Consider the following 20,901-nt stretch of genomic DNA (forward strand, 5'->3'; position numbering starts at 1 on the left):
TGCCGGACCCCAAAATTAAGGGAACTTCATTTTTATTCAAATTCCGAGCTCAGAATCTTCAGTACATCATCGATGGTTTCTTCCTCGAGGTCGGTACGTTTGATAAGATCTGCGCGCGTAATATTTAAAACGTTTTTAGCGGTATCGCATCCAATTCCTTTCAGTGCATCGATAACCCAGCTTTCGATTTCATCGGCAAACTCGTCCAGGTTAACGTCTTCGTCATCTTCTTCCATTTCGCGATACACATCTATTTCGTAACCTGTTAGCTGGCTGGCAAGTCGTATGTTCAAACCACCTTTACCAATGGCCAGCGATACTTCTTCAGGTCGCAAATATACTTCTGCTTTTTTGTCTTCCTCCAGTATTTTAATCGAATTGATTTTTGCCGGATTTAGCGCTCTTTTAATGTACAACTGTAAATTCGATGAATAGTTGATTACATCGATGTTTTCGTTGCGCAGCTCACGTACAATTCCGTGAATCCTTGATCCTTTCATTCCCACGCAGGCACCAACCGGATCGATGCGTTCGTCGTACGATTCAACAGCAACCTTTGCACGTTCTCCTGGAACACGAACAATCTTTTTAATGGTGATCAGTCCGTCGAAGATCTCCGGAATTTCCAGTTCGAACAATCTTTCGAGGAATGCCGGTGCAGTTCTTGAAAGAATGATCAGTGGATTGTTGTTGCGCAATTCCACTTTATAAACAATGGCGCGAACGTTGTCGCCTTTTCTGAAATAATCAGAAGGAATTTGTTCCGATTTTGGAAGGATCAGTTCGTTACCCTCGTCGTCGAGAATAAGGATCTCCTTTTTCCAAACCTGGTAAACTTCACCGGTAACAATGTCTCCAATTTTATTTTTGTATTTCCCGTAGATGTGGTCCTTTTCCAGTTCAAGGATCTTGCTGGCCAGGTTCTGTCTCAAATTCAGAATGGCACGACGCCCGAAATCTGCCAGTTTTACCTCGTCGGTAACTTCTTCACCCACCTCGTAATCGTCATCAATTTTTAAAGCATCGGAAAGTGTAATCTGCAGGTTCGGATCTTCCAGTTCGTCGTCTTCCACAACTTCACGGTTTCTCCAGATCTCAAAGTCACCTTTATCGATGTTAATGATCACATCGAAGTTTTCATCGGTACCATACTGACGAACAAGAACACTCTTGAACACTTCTTCCAGTACGCTCATCATTGTAACCCTGTCAATGTTCTTTAGCTCCTTGAATTCGGCAAAAGTATCTATCAGGTTAATATTTTCCATTGTCAACTTTATTTAAATGAAATTACCGCTTTCGCACTTTTTATTTCGTTGTACTTAAATTTATAATCTCTAACTACCAGTTGTTTCTTCTTGTGTCCCTCCACTTTTTCGCGTTTCGAAGTTTCGAGAACAATGCCGTGTTCGTCGGCCACCTTTAACAAGCCCGTAAGTTTTTTCCCTTCCGAATCCACTACCTCTATTTCACGTCCGGTATATTTAATGTACTGTTCAAGCACTTTAAATCCTTCGGTTAAGCCCGGCGATGATACTTCGAGTTCAAAATCTTCTTCTTCGCGGTCGAGGTTGTGTTCAACATTTCGGCTGATTGCAATACACTGTTCAATGCTAATCCCATCGAAGCCGTCGACATAAACATGTATAACGTTATTCCTGCTAACGTTAATGTCAACGATAAACATCTTATCGTCAAGTCTTTCCTTTACCAGTTTTTCTACTGTATCTACTGCAATCATAAACTTTCTATCCAATAAAATAGGGAACCAGAGGTCCCCTAAAAGTCGTTTTTAGAAAATTCTCCGCAAAAATAGTAAAATAATTGAACTTTGACAAATAACTTATTACGTCTTAAATAATTGATTTAAAGCTAAAAAAATCTTTAACAATAGCGGCTGGCACTGCAATTTTAAAACAATAGCACACAAACATTTAATTTGCAATTGTACCTTGCATTTCGGTATTGATTAAACTTTTGTACTTTTAGGCAACCTGAAACAGATTGTTGGTGAGCAAGACCCAATTAAATAAGAAAAAAATAATAAACGACCCCGTTTTTGGATTTATAAATTTGCAATCCGAAACCGTATTCGATCTTCTGGAACATCCCTTTTTTCAACGTTTGAGGCGAATCAAGCAACTGGGATTATCGTTCATGGTTTTCCCGGGAGCCAACCACACCCGATTCGAACATGCCCTGGGAGCCGCTCATTTAATGCGCCAGGCAATTAATACCCTTCGTATTAAAGGGCACCGGATCAGCGATGAAGAAGCGGAAGCAGTTACCATTGCTATTTTACTGCACGACATTGGGCATGCTCCCTTTTCTCACGTGCTAGAAAATACCCTGGTCAATATCTCTCATGAAGAAATTTCTTTGCTCATCATGCGCGAGTTAAACCGTGAATTTGATGGCAAGCTCGATCTGGCTATCGAAATTTTTACAAACCGTTATAAAAAGCAGTTTTTGCATCAACTTGTAGCCAGTCAGCTCGATATGGATCGGCTCGATTATCTGAGCCGCGACAGTTTTTTTACCGGTGTGGCTGAAGGAACGGTTGGCATTGAGCGCATTATAAAAATGCTGAATGTGCATGACGATAAGCTGGTGGTGGATGTTAAGGGCATTTATTCCATCGAGAAGTTTCTGATTTCGCGGCGCCTGATGTACTGGCAGGTTTATCTTCATAAAACCGTGGTTGCCGCCGAGTTCCTTCTGATTAATGTGTTAAAACGTGCCAGGGAGCTGATCCTTCAGGGAGCTGAATTGTATGCTACACCAACTTTGTCGATTTTTTTATACAATAATTTTAAACCGGATGATTTCCTCAATAATTCAACCGTTGACGGAAAGGGAGTATTAACGTGGTATGCGCTGCTCGACGATAACGATGTCCTGATCTCGATTAAAGAGTGGCAGGAACATCCCGACCCGGTACTTTCGAGGCTGGCCGGCGGACTAACCAACCGAAAATTGCTTCGAACGATACTGCGGGATAAACCGCTGCCCGAAAAGGCCCGCGAAAAATATTTAAAGCAAATTCAGGAAAAGATCATTCCCGATCCGGAACTGGCCAAATATTTCCTGATGACGGGCGTAATTACCAATAGTGCCTACAACCGTAACGATGAAAATATCTTTGTTTTAAACAAGGATCAAACCATTAAAGAACTCAACGCGGCTTCTGATATTAACCTGTCAGCACTCTCGAAAGCAGTGCGTAAGTATTTTGTGTGCTATCCCAAAGAATTGGACAATTAGCAGTTAAAAACTATATTTGCATCGCAAAAAAACAGAGAATGGATTTTAAAGCTACGGATATTGCCGCCTTTTTAAACGGAGAAATCGTTGGAGATGGTGATGTAAAAGTAACGAATGTCTCGAAGATTGAGGAGGGTAAAAAGGGCACCTTGGCGTTCCTGGCAAATCCAAAATACGAGCACTACATTTATGAAACCGAAGCATCGATTGTTTTGGTGAATAAAACCTTTGAACCGCGCAAGGAAATTTCTTCCACATTAATTAAAGTAGATGATGCATACAAAGCTTTTGCTTCGCTGCTTGATATGTATGTGCAGGCTACAACAAAGGTAAAAACAGGAATTGAACAACCCAGTTTTATTGCTGAAGACGTTTCGCTTGGAGACGATATTTATTTGGGAGCGTTTGCGTACATCGGTGAAGGATCGAAGTTGGGTAATAAAGTTCAGATTCATCCTCAGGTGCACATTGGCGAAAACGTAAGCATTGGCGAAAACAGTATTATTCATGCCGGAGCAAAAATTTATCCGAATACTGTTATTGGTGATCGATGTATTGTTCATTCGGGAGCTGTTATCGGTTCCGACGGATTTGGTTTCGCACCGCAGGAAGACGGTTCATATAAAAAGATCCCGCAAATTGGAATTGCCATTCTTGAAGACGATGTGGAAATTGGTGCCAATACAACCATTGATTGCGGTACCATGGGACACACTATTATTCGTAAGGGGTCGAAAATTGATAACCTGGTTCAGATCGCACACAATTGCGACATTGGCGAACATAATGTTTTTGCCGGGCAGGTAGGAATTTCAGGATCAACAAAAGTTGGAAATTACAATAAGTTTGCCGGTCAGGTTGGACTGGGAGGGCATATTACTGTTGGCGATAATGTAACCCTGGGAGCACAATCAGGTGTTGCACAAAATGTTAAAAGCGATCAGGTGTTGTTCGGGTCTCCGGCCATCGAAATCAAACAGGCGATGAAGGCATACGTAGCTTTGCGTTATCTGCCGGAAATGCGGAACGACCTTTCCAGACTGAAAAAGGAAATGGAAGCCCTTAAAAACAAATAGAACGAATCTCATATTTCATGCTAGAAAAACAAAAAACGCTGGCCAGCCCATTTAAGATCGAAGGTAAAGGTCTGCACACCGGTGTGTTGACGACCATGACTTTTTTGCCGGCACTGGAAAATCACGGATTTAAATTTAAACGGGTCGATCTGGAAGGTGAGCCAATTATAGATGCCGATGTTGATTTGGTAATTGATACATCACGCGGTACTTTGCTTGAAAAAGACGGAGCACGGATTGGTACCATCGAACACGCTCTGGCAGCGCTTGTAGGAATGGATCTCGACAATGTGCTTATTGAAGTAAACAACGAAGAAGCTCCGATTATAGATGGTAGCTCGAAATATTTTGTTGAAGGTATTGAAAAAGCCGGAGTTGTGGAGCAGGATGCCGAGCGGGAATATTTCGAAATTACAGAGAAGGTGGAGATGTTCGACGAAAAATCGGGTTCGCATATTATTGCACTTCCCGATGATAAGTACAGTCTGAATGTGATGATCTCGTTTCCTTCAGCAGTACTGAATAATCAATATGCCACGCTGGAGTCGATTCACGATTTCAAAAAAGAAATTGCGGAATGCCGGACCTTTGTATTTGTTCGCGAAATAGAATTTCTGTTAAATCATAACCTGATTAAAGGTGGCGATCTGACAAACGCCATAGTGATCATCGATCGTGATATGAGCCAGGAAGAGCTCGATCGCCTGGCCGATTTGACCAACCATCCTCGGGTGGAAGTTAAACCACAGGGGATTCTGAATAACCTGGAATTGCATTTCGAGAACGAATGTGCACGTCATAAATTACTGGATGTGATTGGAGACCTGGCACTGTTCGGGAAAAGGATCAAAGGCCGTATTATTGCCACAAAACCGGGACACGGGCCAAATACTCTGTTTGCCACGGAATTGAAGAAGGTATGGATTAAGAAACAGGCGCAGGTTCCGCAGTACGACCTAAATGCAGCACCGCTATTGGATATTGGGCGCATTCAGGAACTGTTGCCACACCGTTATCCGTTCTTGTTGGTTGATAAAGTACTTTCGATTGTGGACAGCGAAATTGTGGGGGTGAAAAATGTTTCCATTAACGAACCGTTTTTCCAGGGACATTTTCCGGAAGAGCCTGTTATGCCAGGTGTTTTGCTTATTGAAGCCATGGCACAGTGCGGAGGGCTACTCGTTCTGAGTGAGAAAGAGGAAAGATACTCAACTTATTTTATCCGTGTCGATAACGTAAAATTCAGGAAAAAGGTTGTGCCCGGCGATACTTTGGTATTTAGATTAAATTTAACTTCGCCAATCCGAAGAGGAATCGCCAATATGAAAGGGGTGACCTACGTTGGCGACAAAATTGTGGCCGAAGGAGAATTCATGGCACAGATCGTAAAAAAAGCAGATTCATAAATAATACTATATTTGCGCAGTGAAACCTGTCAGCTAACTGATCGGTTTTTTATTGAAAAGCAACATGTAAAGGTATACGACCTGGTTCCTGGGAATTTGCAAAAGAAAGAAAAGAGCGCTGTTCAACGGGAAAGAATTTCAGTAAAAAGAAGAGTAAACAAGCAATTTTATACGAATGAAACAACCATTAGCTTACGTTCATCCTGATGCAAAAATAGCCGACAATGTGGTTATCGAGCCTTTTGTATCCATCGATCACGATGTGGAAATTGGTGAAGGAACAAGAATTGGTTCAAGCGTTACTATTTTGCCCGGGACAAGAATCGGTAAGAACTGTAAAATCTTTCCGGGGGCAGTAATCGGTGCGGTTCCGCAGGACTTAAAGTTCAAAGGCGAATACACTACCGTAGAAATTGGTGATAATACCACCATCCGGGAATTTGTAACCATTAACCGGGGAACGGCTGCACGCACCAAAACTACTGTTGGGAACAATTGCCTCATCATGGCTTACGTGCACATTGCTCACGATTGTAAAGTAGGAAACAATGTGATTTTGGTAAATAACACTCAGTTGGCCGGAGAAGTAATTGTTGATGATTGGGCGATCATCAGCGGGATGACGGCAGTACATCAGTTCTGTCACATCGGTACGCACGTGATGATATCGGGTGGTTCGCTGGTTCGTAAAGATGTACCTCCGTTTATTAAAGCAGGTCGCGAGCCACTTTCGTATGTGGGTATCAACTCAATTGGATTGCGTCGCCGCCAATACAATAACGATAAAATTCGCGAAGTACAGGACATATACAGATACATCTACCAAAAAGGATTGAACACAGCCCAGGCAGTAGAAATTATCGAAGCTGAAATGCCGGCGACACCGGAACGCGACGAAGTGCTGTTGTTTGTTAAAGATTCGAAACGAGGAATTATTCGTGGATATTTTCCCGATTAATTTGTGATAAAACCAGATAAAATTGAATGCCATTCTATAACGGATGGCATTTTTTATTTATTTCTTTCCGTGATTCCAGCCTTGTGCTTCCAATGGAATGGCCGAACCTGTACCCGTAACCAGGTTAATTCCTTCACCGGCTTCTGTCATGTGACCGATGATCGTAAAATCGGGATCGTTCTTAATTTTATCATATTCATCCAGCGGCAGGGTGAAAAGTAACTCGTAATCTTCTCCACCATTCAATGCAGCTACAAGCGGATTGATGTTCAACTCTTCCGCCATCTGTTTTGTTTGATTGTCCATTGGGATTTTATCTTCGAATAAGGAACAGCCTGTACCTGAATTTTTGCACAGGTGCATAATTTCCGAAGAAAGCCCGTCGGAAATGTCGATCATCGAGGTGGGTTTTATCCCCAGTTTTTTAAAAGCAGCAATCACGTCCTTTCGTGCCTCGGGTTTTAACTGGCGCTCGAGAATGTAATCGTAGCCTTCAAGCTGAGGTTGCATGTTTTGGTTGACTTTAAAAACTTCGTTTTCGCGTTCGAGCAACTGCAATCCCATGTAGGCACCGCCCAGGTCGCCCGAAACACAGAGCAAATCATTGGAGCTGGCGCCCGTTCGTTGCACAACATCTTCTTTTTTAGCTTCGCCAATTGCAGTGATACAAATGGTAAGCCCGGTTAACGAACTGGTAGTGTCGCCTCCAACCAGGTCGACGTTGTACTGCTCACAAGCCAGATGAATTCCCGAGTAGAGTTCATCGATCGCTTCAACCGAGAATTTACCCGAAATGGCAATGCTAACTGTAATTTGTTTTGGGGTGGCGTTCATGGCATAAATATCCGACAAATTAACCACTACGGCTTTGTATCCCAGATGCTTCAGTGGTACATACATTAAATTAAAGTGAATTCCTTCGGTAAGCAGATCGGTGGAAACAACCACCTGATTGTCGCCAAATTCCATGATGGCAGCATCATCGCCAACACCTTTCACCGAGCTCTCATTCTTTAATTGAATTCCCTTTGTTAATCGGTCAATCAGACCAAATTCGCCTAGTTCTGATATGCTTGTTTTCTTACTTTGTTTATTCATTGTAAATAAAAGACAAAAAAGTATTTAATGGTGTGTTTCAATAGGCAAAAATACCCATAGTTTTATATCTTTGCAATTTTATTTAAACAGTCTTAATTAAGCTTTGTTATTAGCTTAAAAGTAAACATTTGAGATGGAAGAACAAGATAAAATATTGAGCGAAGTAACGCAGAGCGAATATAAATATGGGTTTACAAGCGAAATTGAAACCGATATTTTGGAGAAGGGATTGAATGAGGACGTTATTCGTATGATTTCTGCCAAGAAGGAAGAGCCTGAATTCATGCTAGAATTCAGATTGGAAGCTTTCCGAAAATGGCAAAAAATGAAGATGCCCAATTGGGCTTACCTTAAAGTTCCGCCAATCGATTTCCAGGAGATCAGTTATTATGCTGCTCCAAAGAAGAAGCCACAATACAGCAGTTTGGACGAAGTTGATCCGGAATTGCTGGAGACATTTAACAAGTTGGGTATTCCGCTCGACGAGCAGAAACAGCTTGCAGGAGTTGCGGTGGATGCTGTTATCGACAGTGTGTCGGTTAAAACTACTTTTAAGGATACGCTGGCTGAAAAAGGCATCATCTTTAGTTCTTTTTCTGAAGCTGTAAAAGAACATCCTGAGTTGGTGAGAAAGTACCTCGGACAAGCAGTTCCAGTGGCTGATAACTTCTTTGCTGCATTAAATTCAGCGGTATTCAGCGACGGTTCGTTCTGTTACATTCCAAAAGGAGTTAAATGTCCGATGGAATTGTCAACCTATTTCAGGATTAATGCGGCAAATACGGGGCAGTTCGAGCGTACATTAATTGTTGCCGATGACGACAGCTACGTGAGTTACCTCGAAGGATGTACTGCACCAATGCGCGATGAAAATCAACTGCATGCTGCAGTAGTGGAAATAATTGCAGCCGACAGAGCCGAAGTAAAATATTCAACGGTACAAAACTGGTACCCGGGCGATAAAAATGGTAAAGGTGGTATTTACAACTTTGTTACTAAACGTGGTATTTGCCGTGGAGTGTCATCGAAAATCAGCTGGACCCAGGTAGAAACCGGTTCGGCCATTACCTGGAAATACCCAAGTTGCATTTTGATGGGCGACAATTCGGTAGGAGAATTCAACTCAGTGGCTGTTACCAACAACCATCAGCAGGCCGATACGGGGTCGAAAATGATCCACATTGGGAAAAACACCAAATCGACCATTGTATCTAAAGGTATCTCTGCCGGGAAAAGCGATAACTCATACCGTGGTTTGGTAAAAGTTCTACCCAAAGCGACGAACTCACGTAACTTTTCGCAGTGCGATTCGTTGTTGTTGAACGATACCTGCGGTGCACACACTTTCCCGTACATTGAAGTACAGAACAAATCTTCGATAGTAGAGCACGAGGCAACCACCTCGAAAATTGGTGAAGACCAGATTTTTTATTGCAACCAGCGGGGAATTGATACAGAAAGTGCCATCGGAATGATTGTAAATGGTTACGCGAAAGAAGTGCTGAACAAATTACCGATGGAGTTTGCCGTAGAAGCTCAAAAATTACTTCAGATCAGCCTTGAAGGTAGTGTAGGATAAAAACAGATTATTAACTAAAAAGAATGAACCGTTTTCATTCTTGAATTTCAATATTCAATTAACATGCTAAAAATAAAAGATTTATATGTTTCCGTAGAGGGAATGGAAATTTTAAAAGGAATAAACCTGGAGGTTAAGCCCGGTGAAATTCATGCCATTATGGGGCCAAACGGCTCGGGTAAAAGTACCCTGGCTAGTGTTTTGGCCGGTAAGGAAGAATACGAAGTAACTTCGGGCGAAGTGATCTACGAAAACGAAGACCTGTTGGATAAAGCACCTGAAGATCGTGCAAAAGAAGGTCTGTTTTTGAGTTTTCAGTATCCGGTTGAAATTCCGGGTGTGCCTATGGTTAACTTTCTTAAATCGTCGGTGAACGAACAACGCAAATACAAAGGATTAAAAGAGCTTACGGCCGGTGAGTTCCTGAAATTGATGCGTGAAAAAATGGACATGGTCGACATGCATCCAAACCTCACTAATCGTTCAGTAAACGAAGGTTTTTCGGGAGGAGAGAAAAAGAAAAACGAGATCTTCCAGATGGCGTTGCTCGAACCCAAACTGGCTATTTTAGATGAAACCGATTCGGGGCTTGACATCGATGCATTAAAAACTGTAGCGCACGGTGTAAATGCTTTGAGATCGCCAGAGCGCTCGGCTATTGTAGTAACCCACTACCAGCGCCTGCTCGATTACATCGTACCCGATTACGTGCACATCCTTTACCAGGGTAAGATTGTAAAAACTGCCGGTAAAGAACTGGCACTCGAACTCGAAGAAAAAGGATACGACTGGATTAAAACAGAAATTGTAGGTTAACATGAGTGTGATAGTAGATCAAGCAGATTTATCGTTGAAATATACTGCCCACTACACCGAGGTGAAAAACGCCCTTTTCGAAGGATCGTCCGAGGTGCTGAACGCTCAGCGTAAAAAGGCGTTTCAGGATTTTGTGAAGCAGGGTATTCCAACGCGTAAAAACGAAAATTATAAATACACCAATCTTAATCCGGCATTTGCTGCTGATTTTGATTTTATTCACGAAAGACAGCAGGCGGCTACAGTGGATGATGAGGTGTTTAAGTGCGATGTCCCTAATTTGAATACCAACTTGGCGATTATTCAAAACGGTTGGTTTAAGAAAGACAAAGAAGGTGATCTGCCGGAAGGCGTAATTTTTGATGGTCTGGAGAAAATTGCCAATGAGAAGCCGGAATTACTGGCGGCTTACGGCAGTATTGCAAAGGCAGAAGAAGATCCTCTGGTAGCACTGAATACCGCCTTTGCCAAGGATGGATTCTTTGTGTATGTGCCCAAAGGAGTTATTGTTGAGGATCCAATTCAGATCATTAACATTCTGAAAAATGAAACGGATACCTACTCAACGCAGCGTAATTTTATTTACGTTGAGGAAGGTGCAAAAGTGCAGGTGTTATGGTGCGATCATACCTTGAATTCAAATCAATATATTAGCAATTCGGTGACTGAGATTTTTGTCGGTGATAATGCCGAAATGGAATTTTACACCTTGCAGAATCAGCACAACAAAGCCGCTAATCTGAATTCTGTTTTTGTAAATCAGGGTAGAGATTCAAGAGCTACGACACATACATCAACCATGCACGGAGGAATGATCAGGAACAACCTGAAGTTCATTATGAATGGTGAGAATGCTGAGGCGCATATGTATGGGATGGCTTTTATGGACCGCAAACAACATATAGATAACTTTACACAGGTGATTCATGCCAAACCGCATTGCGAGAGTAACCAGTTGTATAAAAATGTGCTCGATGAACAATCGGTTGGAGCATTTTCAGGAAGGATCCATGTAGTGCGCGATGCACAGAAAACCAATGCCTTCCAGCGAAATAACAACCTCTTGCTGACTGATGAGGCTACTATGCAAACAAAACCGCAGCTTATTATTGATGCTGACGATGTAAAATGTAGTCACGGTGCAACGGTTGGGCAAATTGATGAGGAAGCTCTGTTTTACCTGCGTGCCAGGGGAATTGCCGAAGATAAGGCGCGCTTAATGATGATGAATGCATTCACCCACGAAGTGGTCAACGAAATTAAACTGGAACCGCTTCGCGACCGAATCGATCATTTGGTTGACAAACGACTGAGAGGCGAACTTGCCCGTTGTCACGAATGCGATTATCAATGTGAGTGTGATTAATTCATAAGAAATACAATCGGGAATAACTTATAAGATTTCTGATAGATTAAGGAACCGTTCTTCCCTGCGAGGAGCGGTTCTTTATTTTACAAAACTTTCGCACCTTTGTAACAGTTCCTTTTATAAAGGGATATCCAATTTTAAAAGCAATATGAATTACGATATCGATAAAATACGGTCTTATTTTCCGGTTCTAAAAAAAGAGGTTTACAATAAGCCTTTCATATATTTCGACAGTGCAGCATCATCACAAAAGCCTGTTCAGGTTTTAATGAAGGAAGAAGAATTGCACAACGAATATTACGGCAATATTCATCGGGGTGCACATTATATGGCCGACAAAGCCACCAACGATTTTGAAGGCGTACGCGAGAAAATCAAGACATTTATAAATGCGACTTCAACAAAAGAGATTGTTTTTACAAAGGGAACCACTGAAAGTATTAATCTGGTGGCCAGTTCGTTTTGTGAGCGCTTTGTCGCTGAAGGTGACGAAATTATTGTTTCAGAAATGGAACACCATGCCAATATTGTTCCGTGGCAGTTGGCAGCCGAACGCAAAGGGGCCAGAATTGTAAAACTGCCGTTTAACGATTCGGGCATCCTTGAAATCGAACGCCTGATAGAATTGATCAGCGATAAAACAAAACTTATCTCCGTGGCACATGTTTCCAATGTACTTGGGACAATCAATCCGGTAAAAGAGATCATAAATATTGCACATCACAGTGATGTTCCGGTGCTGGTTGACGGGGCACAGGCGGCGCCACATGTTAAAATTGATGTGCAGGATTTGGACGCCGATTTTTATGTGTTTTCAGCGCACAAAATGTATGGCCCGAATGGCGTAGGTATATTGTTTGGGAAAGAAAAGTGGCTCAATGAAATGCCGCCATATCAGGGAGGAGGTGAAATGATTTCGGAAGTGAGTTTCGAAGGCACAACTTTTAACGATCTTCCGTATAAGTTCGAAGCCGGAACTCCACATATTACAGGTGTGATTGCTTTCGGAGCAGCCATCGATCTGATCAATGAAACAGGGCTTGAAAATCTTACAGCCTGGGAGCATTCGCTACTGGAATATGCCACGGCTAAACTGAAGGAGATTGAAGGATTGCGTATTTATGGCGAGGCAACACAAAAATCCGGAGTGATCTCTTTTAATATCGAGGGCGTACATTCTTACGATCTGGCGATGCTACTTGATAAAATGGGAGTTGCCCTGCGTAGCGGTCACCTTTGCGCCGACACCGTAATGGCACATTACAATATTCCGGGATGTATTCGGATCTCTTTCGGAATGTACAATACAAAAGCCGAAATCGATGCCTTTTGGGAGGCGCTGAATAAAGTAAGAATGATGTTCTAAGAAAGAGAAGCTCTAAGAGTTAAGAAGTTCCCTTAGGGTTTCTGTTATAGGATTTTTTCTGTCTAATAATTTGTAGCCTGAATTTCGAAATAATCCTGATCGTGTTTACACGCCGGGCACTGTTTCGGAGCCACTCGGCCTTCGTGGATAAAACCACATTTGCGGCATTTCCAGATCACTTTATCCTCTCGTTTAAAAACCTTGCCTTCTTCCAGGTTGCTATACAACGTGCGGTAGCGATCTTCGTGTTCCTTTTCAACTTTAGCGATCAGTTTAAAAGCTTGGGCAACCTCCTTGAATCCTTCCTCTTCGGCCACTTTTGCAAATTCAGGATAAAGTTCGGTCCACTCTTCATTTTCGCCGTCGGCAGCAGCCTTAAGGTTCTCGATGGTCGTTCCAACTTTACCGGCCGGATACGAAGCGGTGATCTCGGTCATTCCTCCTTCGAGAAACCGAAAAAAACGTTTGGCGTGTTCGTACTCATTTTCTGCAGTTTCTGTAAAAATAGCTGCAATTTGTTCCAGTCCTTCTTTTTTAGCTTGCTTGGCAAAATAGTCATAGCGCATGCGGGCTTGCGATTCGCCGGCAAATGCTTTTAATAAATTTTGTTCGGTTTTTGATCCTTGAATGGTTGACATGGTTAAAGATTTTTTTGATTTTGGTTCGCTAATTTAGTTAAATAGCTTCACCCTGCTGACTGCTGTTATTAATTTTGAAACTTTCTTAATAAGACCGGTGATGTTCTTGTCAGAAAATAAAAAATTGCGACCTTTACGTCTTAATATTATGGATTTAAGTATGACGATTGAACAAGTTCAGGAGGAAATAGTACAGGAGTTTTCGATGTTTGAAGACTGGATGGATAAGTATTCTTACCTGATTGAACTGGGAAACGATCTGCAGGATCTCGATCAGAAAGATAAAAACGATCAGAACCTGATAAAAGGTTGCCAGTCGCGCGTGTGGTTGGTGGCCGGCATGGAAGACGGAAAGATTGAATTCAGAGGCGAAAGCGATGCCGTTATTGTGAAAGGTCTGGTGGCACTTTTATTGCGAGTAGTTTCGGGCCGCACGCCAAAGGACTTACTGGAGGCTAATCTGCATTTTATCGACGATATCGGATTGAAGCAGCATTTATCACCAACCCGCTCGAACGGTTTGCTGGCCATGGTAAAACAAATTCGGCTTTATGCTGTTGCATATAGCAAAATTGAAGGATAAGGAGGAGAAGAGATGGATAAACGAATAGACTTAATTATAAATAACCTGAAAGAAGTTTACGATCCGGAAATTCCGGTGAATATTTACGATTTGGGTCTGATTTACAATGTTGATGTTGACGGAGACAATAATGCCAATATTATTATGACACTTACTGCTCCGGGATGCCCGGTAGTTGATGTATTGATCGATGATGTTACTCAGGCCGCGCAGGCTGTTGAAGGAGTTGAGACGGTAAATGTTGAACTGACCTTCGAGCCGCCGTGGGACAAATCGATGATGAGTGAAGAAGCTCGTCTTGAACTAGGCTTCTTTTAAAAGAAATACCCTTAGGGTCGCGAAGCTTCACTAAGGGTATTTTTATTTCCAAACATATCTGATTATACGTCTTCTCTATTCAATCTTCATCGGCTTATCCACTTTTGCTTTTAAGAGTGCAATATCCAGCACATCCATAATGGTGTTTACAAAGTGGAATTTCAAACCTTTTATGTAGGCTTCCTTAATATCTTCCAGGTTCTTTTTATTCTGTTCCGAAAGAATGATCTCGGTAATTCCGGCACGTTTTGCTGCCAGAATTTTTTCTTTAATTCCGCCCACCGGCAATACTTTTCCCCGAAGAGTGATCTCGCCCGTCATGGCCAGGTTTTTCTTTCCTTTGCGTTGTGTAAATGCCGAGGCCAGCGAAGTTACCATAGTAACACCGGCCGATGGACCATCTTTGGGAATGGCGCCTTCGGGCACGTGCACGTGTACATTCCAGTTACCAAAAACTTCGGGTTTTATTCCCAGTTCTTCGGCATGCGCTTTTAAATATTCGTGAGCCAGCATGGCCGATTCTTTCATCACATCGCCAAGGTTACCGGTTAAAGTTAAGGCACCTTTTCCTTTGCTGAGACTGGTTTCCACGTAAAGAATTTCGCCTCCAACTGCAGTCCAGGCCAGGCCCGTTACAACACCGGCAAAATCGTTGCCCTGGTATTTCTCTTTGGTATATTCGGTAACACCCAGGTATTCGCGAACATCGGCTTTTGTAAGCTTTTTATTGTAGGGCTCCTCAAAGGCGATCTTTTTAGCGATCCGTCGAACAACTTTGGCAATCTTTTTATCGAGCTCGCGCACTCCTGATTCACGGCTGTATCCGTCAATGATCAGTTCGATCACTTCTTTCGGGAAAGTCACATCTGATTTTTTCAAACCATGATTCTTAAGCTGTTTGGGAATCAGGTGACGTTTGGCAATTTCTACTTTTTCTTCCAACAGGTAGCCGCTTACGTCTATCAGTTCCAAACGATCGCGAAGTGGTGGTGCAATCGTACTCAGTGAGTTGGCTGTTGCAATAAACATCACTTTCGAGAGGTCGAAATCCTGTTCCACATAATTGTCGTGGAATTCACCGTTTTGTTCCGGATCGAGCACTTCAAGCAATGCTGAAGCCGGATCACCGTGGAAATGTTTTGATACCTTATCGATCTCATCGAGGATAAAAACAGGATTCGATGATTTTGCTTTTTTAATGTTTTGAATGATTCGTCCCGGCATGGCACCGATGTAGGTTTTGCGGTGTCCGCGAATTTCCGATTCATCGTGGAGGCCGCCAAGGCTCATTCGAGCATATTTTCTACCCAGTGCCCGTGCCACTGATTTTCCGAGCGAAGTTTTACCAACTCCCGGAGGACCGTATAAACAAAGGATTGGCGATTTCATATCGTCTTTCAATTTCAAAACAGCCAGATGTTCCAGGATTCTTTCCTTTACTTTTTCGAGTCCGTAATGATCTTCATCCAGAACTTGGTTAGCATGTTTCAGGTCGAAATTATCTTCGGTATATTCATTCCAGGGCAATTCGAGTAGAGTCTGGCAGTAAGTGAACTGAACTGAATATTCGCCGGCTGCCGGATTCAAACGACCCAGTTTTTCGACTTCTTTTTCGAAGAATTTACCAACCTCTTTGCTCCACTTTTTCTCTTTTGCCTTTTCTTTAAGGACATTAATTTCTTGTTCGGTTGGATTTCCACCCAGTTCATCCTGGATGGTTTTCATTTGCTGGTTTAGCATGAACTCGCGTTGTTGGCGATCGATGCCTGTTTTCACCTTTTTCTGAATGTCGTGCTTAAGTTCCAGCATCTGAACTTCCTTCACCAAAAAACTAATGGCTTGAACGCCCCTGTCTTTGATGTTTGCGGTTTCGAGCAGCATTTGCTTGTCTTCTACTTTCAGGTCGGTGTTTGAACAAATAAAGTTTATCAGGAAAGTGGAATTCTCAATGTTTTTTACTGCAAAAGTGGCTTCTGGCGGCACGTTCGATGAAAATTGTGCGATTTTGATCGAAAGGTCCTTTAGTGATCCTACAATGGCATTAAACTCGTTATCGTTTTCTGTGGTAACATCGGTCAACGGTTCAACCTTGGCCTTCAAATAGGGATCTTCACTGACAAATTCGCTGATCTGGTAGCGTCTTTTTCCCTGGATAATTACAGATGTCGATCCATCGGGCATTTCCAGCACTTTCAGGATCTCGGCAACCGTTCCAACATAGTACAGGTCTTCTTTTTCAGGGCGATCAACGGTATGGTCTTTCTGAGCGATGGTACCGAGTAATTTGGCTCCGCGGTGAACATCGCGGATCAGTTTCAGCGAACGTTCTCTGCCTACGGTGATAGGCAAAACAACTCCCGGGAACAATACAGTGTTCCGTAATGGTAATATCGGGAGTAAGTCAGGTATGTCGGTATTTTTTAATTCGTTGTCGTCTCCATCGGCAATAATGGGTATGAATTCAGATTCGTCATCCACAATTCCTGATCCCAAAATTCCCTGTAAGGTTGTATGCTTTTTTAATTTCCCCATTTTTCAATTATATAATGACAGTTTGTCGCAACAGCGCGTCCTTTTATACAGCTTGGCTAGATTGCAATAGCCGTGCCACTTCATTACGATGAAAGATATTGGCTGTAAATTTACTGAATATCACAAAACCGCGACAGAATTGCATGTTTGAGGCAAAAAAAAAGCACCCGCCAATCGGCGGATGCTTCTCAAATAATATCGTTAAGGAAAATTACTTTTTCCTGTTTTGCATGTGTTTCCCGTAACGGTTCATAAACTTGTCAACACGTCCTGCGCTGTCAACCAGTTTTGTTTTACCGGTATAAAACGGGTGAGAAGTGTTTGAAATTTCCAGTTTGTACAACGGATATTCAACACCATCAATCTCTTCAGTTTCTTTTGTGTCAACAGTTGAGCGGGTGATAAAAGTATGTCCGTTCGACATATCTCTGAAAGCCACCAATCTGTATTCCTTAGGATGAATGTCTTTTTTCATGTTTTATATTCTTTAAGTGAATGGTTGCATTCCTTTACGTTACAATCCATTCTTTAGTTACTACTTTTACTAATTTCGGGCTGCAAAGATAAATATAGTTTGCAATAATCCAAAAAATCAATACATCATTTATTCCCTTCAAACAGAACTTGTTATTGCTATTCGATAACAGGTGCTTTTTTTACTTTTTTGCTTCGGTCGAACATGTAGCGCATGGTGTAATGCGTTTTTGCCCGTTTGGCGCCTGTTGCTTCGTAAATGGCAATAACTTTGGGATTAAAATCGCCGGCCCACGAAAACTCCAGTTCTTTATAATGGCGGTGCGATTTCTGTTTCATAATCTGTTCCTGTTGCCAGAAGATTCCCGACTCGATCCCCGAACGCTGGTATTTCGGGTCGATGCCCATAATCAGGATCCGGGTGCGGTCGATCACCTTTGTTTTTTTGTAGTAGAGGAATTTTAGAATTCCCAATAGGTTTAGCTTCCCGTTCAGTTTTATAAGGATCTGGTTGATGTCGGGAACCATAACAAACAAGGCGATTGGGCGATCTTCGTGGTACGCGAACCAGATCATTTTGGGATCAAGGATCGCTTTCGATTTACTTATAAAGTCGTAAATATCGTCCGGGTCGAGTGGTTTATAATGCTCGTGAAAAGACCAGGCTGCATCGTAAACCGCACAAAAGTCTTTTACAAATCGGTCGGTTTGGTTATAATCGAAATGCTCGTACCGGTACTGCGGCTTTTGGGCCACCCACCCGGCAATTTTCCAGAAACGTTCCGGAAAAGGTTTGGTATAATCGAGGTGATAAGAATATTGCTCAAAATAAACTTCGAAGCCATAATTGCGGAATAGTTTTTCGTAATATTCCGGATTGTAAGGCATGCCGTAACCTTGTGGCATGAAGCCTTTTACCAGCAGACCCCAGTTGACGTAATTCTCGCCAAAATTGATAGGACCGTCCATGGCTTCCATGTCGTTTTGTTTGTTCCATTCCGCAGCTGCATCAAAAAGCATATTTGCGGCATCCTGGTTATCGATGCATTCGAAAAAACCACAGCCGCCGGTTGGTTGCTCGTAGGTGTTGGCCAGGTTGAAATTGATAAAGGCTGCAATTCTTCCCAGCAAGTCACCATTTTCACCGAGTAATACCCAGCGAATGGCTTTGCCGTTTTTATAGGTTTTATTTTTCTTCGGATCGAAAATGCCTTCAACCATACCTTGCAAAGGAGCCGCCCAATTTTTGTCGTTCTTGTAGATCAGGTGCGGAACCCGGTGAAAAAGTTTAACAGAACGTTTGTCCTTAACCTCAATTAACTGCATAGCTGTTTCCAATTACTGTAGTTAGCAAATGAACCACTAATTAATGAATTATCGGTGCTTTTTTGAATTCTTTTTTACGATCGAATAAGTAGCGCATGGTGCGGTGAGTAAGTTTCTTTTGAGCTCCAAAAGATTTAAACATCGCATTCATTTTGGGATTGAAGTCGCCAACCCAGCTCATTTCCATGTCGTTGTACCATGGCCTTCTCAGCATAACCTTTTTTAGATGATGAAAAATGCCGGATTCAATTCCTTTTCCCTGATAGCCGGGAACAACGCCCAATACGATAACCCGGCAACGTGTAATCACTTTCCGTTGCTTGTAATACAACAGTTTAATGATGTTCCAAAACGAGAGATCGCCGCTTTTAATTTTCTGAAGGATCTGGTTCAGATCGAGAATCTGCATAAAAAAGGCGATGGGTTTGCCGTTGTGGTAAACATACCAAATGAACTCTTCGTCGATAATTATTTTGGCGTTATTCAATGTATCTCTTATAACGTTGTATTTAATCGGTTTATAGTTTCCATGGCCACCCCAGGCTTTTTTGTGGATTTCGATAAAATCGTTGATGTATTTTTTCTGATCCTTAAAGGTGAAATTTTCAAACGAATAGCCCGGTTTTTTAGCCACCCAATCGGCTATTTTCCAGAAGCGTTCAGGCAGGTCGGGGTTGGTAATATCCAGCGAGTAACTGTACTGTTCGTAATAGGTACAGAACCCATAGTTTTCGAACAATTTGAAGTAGTATGCCGGGTTGTATTGCATACCAAAACTCTGGGGCTGAAAACCTTCGGTCAGCAATCCCCAGAAAAAGAAGTTCTCGTCGAAATTAACCGGGCCGTCCATGGCTTCCATACCATTTTGTTGAAGCCAGTTTTTAGCCGTATCGAATAAAATATTGGCGGCTTCCTGCTTGTTGATGCATTCGAAATAACCACAACACCCGGTGGGCTGATCGTAGCCCGAAGCATAGTTTTCATCGTAAAAGGCAGCAATCCTGCCGACGTAATTTCCCTCTGATTTTAGTACCCACCGAATGGCGTCGCCGGTTTTGAACCGTGCGTTTTTTGTCGGATCGAAGGTGTTTTCAACCATCTTTTTCAGAGAGGGAATATAGTTGGGATCGTTATTGTAAATGATTTCAGGAACCCAGTGAAATGCATTTACCAGATCATGGTTGGTAACCTCGATTACTTCCATTGATAAACGTTAATTGATTTCTTTAACCGAAAATAATATTTTCTGTGAGGAAATAAAAAAGGATTCACTACTTACGAAATGAATCGTTCTTTCGATAATATGGTTTAATCCTTAATCGCGACTGGCAATTTTAGCCAGTAAACGCAGAATTTCGAGGTACAACCAGATCAGTGTTACCATCAATCCGAAAGCACCGTACCACTCCATGTATTTTGGTGCACCGGCATCTGAAGCCCTTTCGATAAATGAAAAGTCGAGCACGAGGTTTAGTGCGGCAATGGCTACAACTACCAGGCTGAAACCAATGCTAAAATTTCCACTACCGTATAAGAACGATGTATTCATTCCGAAAAATCCACCGATAAAACTTACCAGGTAAACCAAGGCAATTCCTGCGGTAGCCGCAAAAACACCCATCATAAATTTTTTGGTAACTTTTATTATTCCGGATCGATAAAGAAAAAGCATGGCAGCAAAAACTGCAAAAGTCAGCAACACGGCCCTTAATACGATTGGTTGTTCGGTTTGCGTCTCAAGAATGGCAGATATTCCACCAAGCAACAAGCCTTCGAAAACGGCATAAATCGGAGCCGAAATACCTGAGCTTTTTGGTCGGAAAACCGTTACCAGTACCGTGATGAAACCGCCGATTCCGCCAATAAGCAGCCACGGGGCCACAACTGAAACGGCTGTTTCAGGATTGCTGGCAGCTGCTTCGAAAAATTTGTTCCAGGTAAATACAGCACCGGCAACCACAAGCAGCAACATTAATGCTGTTTTGTTCATGGTGCCGTTTACCGTCATTACATCCGAAGAAGTGGTATAATCTTTTGAAAATACACGCTCCTTAAAAACCGGATTTGAAGATTTTGTGATATTCATAATTCAATATTT

At 42.3% G+C, this 20,901-nt stretch carries 19 protein-coding genes; 10 read left to right on the forward strand and 9 right to left on the reverse strand.

Annotation, left to right across the window (positions count from 1 at the left end; all coding sequences use genetic code 11):
* Nucleotides 1-32: 32 nt before the first annotated feature.
* Nucleotides 33-1,268, reverse strand: coding sequence for a transcription termination factor NusA (gene nusA / locus WFY05_RS13955; protein ID WP_340113507.1), 1,236 nt, complete (start codon nucleotides 1,266-1,268; stop codon nucleotides 33-35).
* An 8-nt stretch (nucleotides 1,269-1,276) separates the two neighbouring features.
* On the reverse strand, nucleotides 1,277-1,741 hold the full coding sequence (gene rimP / locus WFY05_RS13960; protein ID WP_340113508.1) for a ribosome assembly cofactor RimP: 465 nt from the start codon (nucleotides 1,739-1,741) through the stop codon (nucleotides 1,277-1,279).
* A gap of 269 nt (nucleotides 1,742-2,010) precedes the next feature.
* Here rimP and WFY05_RS13965 point away from each other — a divergent pair, with 269 nt between their 5' ends.
* The 4 genes from WFY05_RS13965 (at nucleotide 2,011) to lpxA (ending at nucleotide 6,704) form a co-directional block, all read left to right on the forward strand.
* Nucleotides 2,011-3,264: an HD domain-containing protein gene (locus WFY05_RS13965; RefSeq protein WP_340113509.1), complete on the forward strand. Its 1,254-nt coding sequence runs from the start codon at nucleotides 2,011-2,013 to the stop codon at nucleotides 3,262-3,264.
* Nucleotides 3,265-3,302: 38 nt separating this feature from the next.
* On the forward strand, nucleotides 3,303-4,340 hold the full coding sequence (lpxD, locus tag WFY05_RS13970) for a UDP-3-O-(3-hydroxymyristoyl)glucosamine N-acyltransferase (RefSeq protein WP_340113510.1): 1,038 nt from the start codon (nucleotides 3,303-3,305) through the stop codon (nucleotides 4,338-4,340).
* A 17-nt stretch (nucleotides 4,341-4,357) separates the two neighbouring features.
* A complete protein-coding gene (locus WFY05_RS13975; RefSeq protein ID WP_340113511.1) occupies nucleotides 4,358-5,746 on the forward strand; it encodes a bifunctional UDP-3-O-[3-hydroxymyristoyl] N-acetylglucosamine deacetylase/3-hydroxyacyl-ACP dehydratase in 1,389 nt (462 codons plus the stop codon).
* A gap of 175 nt (nucleotides 5,747-5,921) precedes the next feature.
* A complete protein-coding gene (gene lpxA / locus WFY05_RS13980) occupies nucleotides 5,922-6,704 on the forward strand; it encodes an acyl-ACP--UDP-N-acetylglucosamine O-acyltransferase (protein ID WP_340113512.1) in 783 nt (260 codons plus the stop codon).
* A 57-nt stretch (nucleotides 6,705-6,761) separates the two neighbouring features.
* Here the strand turns inward: lpxA and thiL are convergent, their stop codons facing one another.
* On the reverse strand, nucleotides 6,762-7,802 hold the full coding sequence (gene thiL, locus WFY05_RS13985) for a thiamine-phosphate kinase (protein WP_340113513.1): 1,041 nt from the start codon (nucleotides 7,800-7,802) through the stop codon (nucleotides 6,762-6,764).
* Between the two features lie 133 nt (nucleotides 7,803-7,935).
* Here thiL and sufB point away from each other — a divergent pair, with 133 nt between their 5' ends.
* From sufB to WFY05_RS14005, 4 genes are all read left to right on the forward strand, one after another.
* The gene (sufB, locus tag WFY05_RS13990) at nucleotides 7,936-9,381 is read left to right on the forward strand and encodes a Fe-S cluster assembly protein SufB (RefSeq protein ID WP_340113514.1); all 1,446 of its coding nucleotides are present in this window, start codon (nucleotides 7,936-7,938) and stop codon (nucleotides 9,379-9,381) included.
* Nucleotides 9,382-9,444: 63 nt separating this feature from the next.
* Nucleotides 9,445-10,197, forward strand: coding sequence for a Fe-S cluster assembly ATPase SufC (sufC, locus tag WFY05_RS13995; protein WP_340113515.1), 753 nt, complete (start codon nucleotides 9,445-9,447; stop codon nucleotides 10,195-10,197).
* Between the two features lies 1 nt (nucleotide 10,198).
* A complete protein-coding gene (gene sufD, locus WFY05_RS14000) occupies nucleotides 10,199-11,563 on the forward strand; it encodes a Fe-S cluster assembly protein SufD (RefSeq protein ID WP_340113516.1) in 1,365 nt (454 codons plus the stop codon).
* A gap of 151 nt (nucleotides 11,564-11,714) precedes the next feature.
* On the forward strand, nucleotides 11,715-12,932 hold the full coding sequence (locus tag WFY05_RS14005; protein WP_340113517.1) for an aminotransferase class V-fold PLP-dependent enzyme: 1,218 nt from the start codon (nucleotides 11,715-11,717) through the stop codon (nucleotides 12,930-12,932).
* 62 nt (nucleotides 12,933-12,994) lie between these two features.
* Here the strand turns inward: WFY05_RS14005 and rbr are convergent, their stop codons facing one another.
* Entirely contained in the window at nucleotides 12,995-13,570 is a 576-nt protein-coding gene (gene rbr / locus WFY05_RS14010; RefSeq protein ID WP_340113518.1) for a rubrerythrin, read from the reverse strand.
* Between the two features lie 160 nt (nucleotides 13,571-13,730).
* Between rbr and WFY05_RS14015 the strand changes: the two genes are divergently transcribed.
* Nucleotides 13,731-14,153, forward strand: a complete 423-nt coding sequence (locus tag WFY05_RS14015; protein WP_340113519.1) for a SufE family protein — start codon at nucleotides 13,731-13,733, stop codon at nucleotides 14,151-14,153.
* Nucleotides 14,154-14,165: 12 nt separating this feature from the next.
* A complete protein-coding gene (locus WFY05_RS14020) occupies nucleotides 14,166-14,471 on the forward strand; it encodes an iron-sulfur cluster assembly protein (RefSeq protein WP_340113520.1) in 306 nt (101 codons plus the stop codon).
* Between the two features lie 75 nt (nucleotides 14,472-14,546).
* Here WFY05_RS14020 and lon read toward each other — a convergent pair whose 3' ends face one another.
* The 5 genes from lon to WFY05_RS14045 form a co-directional block, all read right to left on the reverse strand.
* Nucleotides 14,547-17,003 carry an endopeptidase La gene (gene lon, locus WFY05_RS14025; RefSeq protein WP_340113521.1) on the reverse strand — a complete coding sequence of 819 codons (2,457 nt, stop codon included), beginning with the start codon at nucleotides 17,001-17,003 and terminating at the stop codon, nucleotides 14,547-14,549.
* Between the two features lie 211 nt (nucleotides 17,004-17,214).
* Nucleotides 17,215-17,478 carry a type B 50S ribosomal protein L31 gene (locus WFY05_RS14030; RefSeq protein WP_340113522.1) on the reverse strand — a complete coding sequence of 88 codons (264 nt, stop codon included), beginning with the start codon at nucleotides 17,476-17,478 and terminating at the stop codon, nucleotides 17,215-17,217.
* 158 nt (nucleotides 17,479-17,636) lie between these two features.
* Complete coding sequence (locus WFY05_RS14035; protein WP_340113523.1) at nucleotides 17,637-18,803, reverse strand: GNAT family N-acetyltransferase; 1,167 nt, start codon at nucleotides 18,801-18,803, stop codon at nucleotides 17,637-17,639.
* A gap of 40 nt (nucleotides 18,804-18,843) precedes the next feature.
* Entirely contained in the window at nucleotides 18,844-20,007 is a 1,164-nt protein-coding gene (locus WFY05_RS14040) for a GNAT family N-acetyltransferase (protein ID WP_340113524.1), read from the reverse strand.
* Between the two features lie 111 nt (nucleotides 20,008-20,118).
* On the reverse strand, nucleotides 20,119-20,889 hold the full coding sequence (locus WFY05_RS14045) for a Bax inhibitor-1/YccA family protein (protein WP_340113525.1): 771 nt from the start codon (nucleotides 20,887-20,889) through the stop codon (nucleotides 20,119-20,121).
* Between the last annotated feature and the right edge of the window lie 12 nt (nucleotides 20,890-20,901).

Origin of the sequence: Maribellus mangrovi (genome assembly GCF_037646455.1) — a bacterium.
Taxonomy (GTDB): Bacteria; Bacteroidota; Bacteroidia; order Bacteroidales; family Prolixibacteraceae; genus Draconibacterium; species Draconibacterium mangrovi_A.

Coding starts and splice junctions, on each gene's coding strand:
- nusA (WP_340113507.1), bottom strand. CDS start 1,268: ATGGAAAATATTAACCTGATAGATACTTTTGCCGAATTCAAGGAGCTA.
- rimP (WP_340113508.1), bottom strand. CDS start 1,741: ATGATTGCAGTAGATACAGTAGAAAAACTGGTAAAGGAAAGACTTGAC.
- lpxD (WP_340113510.1), top strand. CDS start 3,303: ATGGATTTTAAAGCTACGGATATTGCCGCCTTTTTAAACGGAGAAATC.
- WFY05_RS13975 (WP_340113511.1), top strand. CDS start 4,358: ATGCTAGAAAAACAAAAAACGCTGGCCAGCCCATTTAAGATCGAAGGT.
- lpxA (WP_340113512.1), top strand. CDS start 5,922: ATGAAACAACCATTAGCTTACGTTCATCCTGATGCAAAAATAGCCGAC.
- thiL (WP_340113513.1), bottom strand. CDS start 7,802: ATGAATAAACAAAGTAAGAAAACAAGCATATCAGAACTAGGCGAATTT.
- sufB (WP_340113514.1), top strand. CDS start 7,936: ATGGAAGAACAAGATAAAATATTGAGCGAAGTAACGCAGAGCGAATAT.
- sufC (WP_340113515.1), top strand. CDS start 9,445: ATGCTAAAAATAAAAGATTTATATGTTTCCGTAGAGGGAATGGAAATT.
- sufD (WP_340113516.1), top strand. CDS start 10,199: ATGAGTGTGATAGTAGATCAAGCAGATTTATCGTTGAAATATACTGCC.
- WFY05_RS14005 (WP_340113517.1), top strand. CDS start 11,715: ATGAATTACGATATCGATAAAATACGGTCTTATTTTCCGGTTCTAAAA.
- rbr (WP_340113518.1), bottom strand. CDS start 13,570: ATGTCAACCATTCAAGGATCAAAAACCGAACAAAATTTATTAAAAGCA.
- WFY05_RS14015 (WP_340113519.1), top strand. CDS start 13,731: ATGACGATTGAACAAGTTCAGGAGGAAATAGTACAGGAGTTTTCGATG.
- WFY05_RS14020 (WP_340113520.1), top strand. CDS start 14,166: ATGGATAAACGAATAGACTTAATTATAAATAACCTGAAAGAAGTTTAC.
- lon (WP_340113521.1), bottom strand. CDS start 17,003: ATGGGGAAATTAAAAAAGCATACAACCTTACAGGGAATTTTGGGATCA.
- WFY05_RS14030 (WP_340113522.1), bottom strand. CDS start 17,478: ATGAAAAAAGACATTCATCCTAAGGAATACAGATTGGTGGCTTTCAGA.
- WFY05_RS14035 (WP_340113523.1), bottom strand. CDS start 18,803: ATGCAGTTAATTGAGGTTAAGGACAAACGTTCTGTTAAACTTTTTCAC.
- WFY05_RS14040 (WP_340113524.1), bottom strand. CDS start 20,007: ATGGAAGTAATCGAGGTTACCAACCATGATCTGGTAAATGCATTTCAC.
- WFY05_RS14045 (WP_340113525.1), bottom strand. CDS start 20,889: ATGAATATCACAAAATCTTCAAATCCGGTTTTTAAGGAGCGTGTATTT.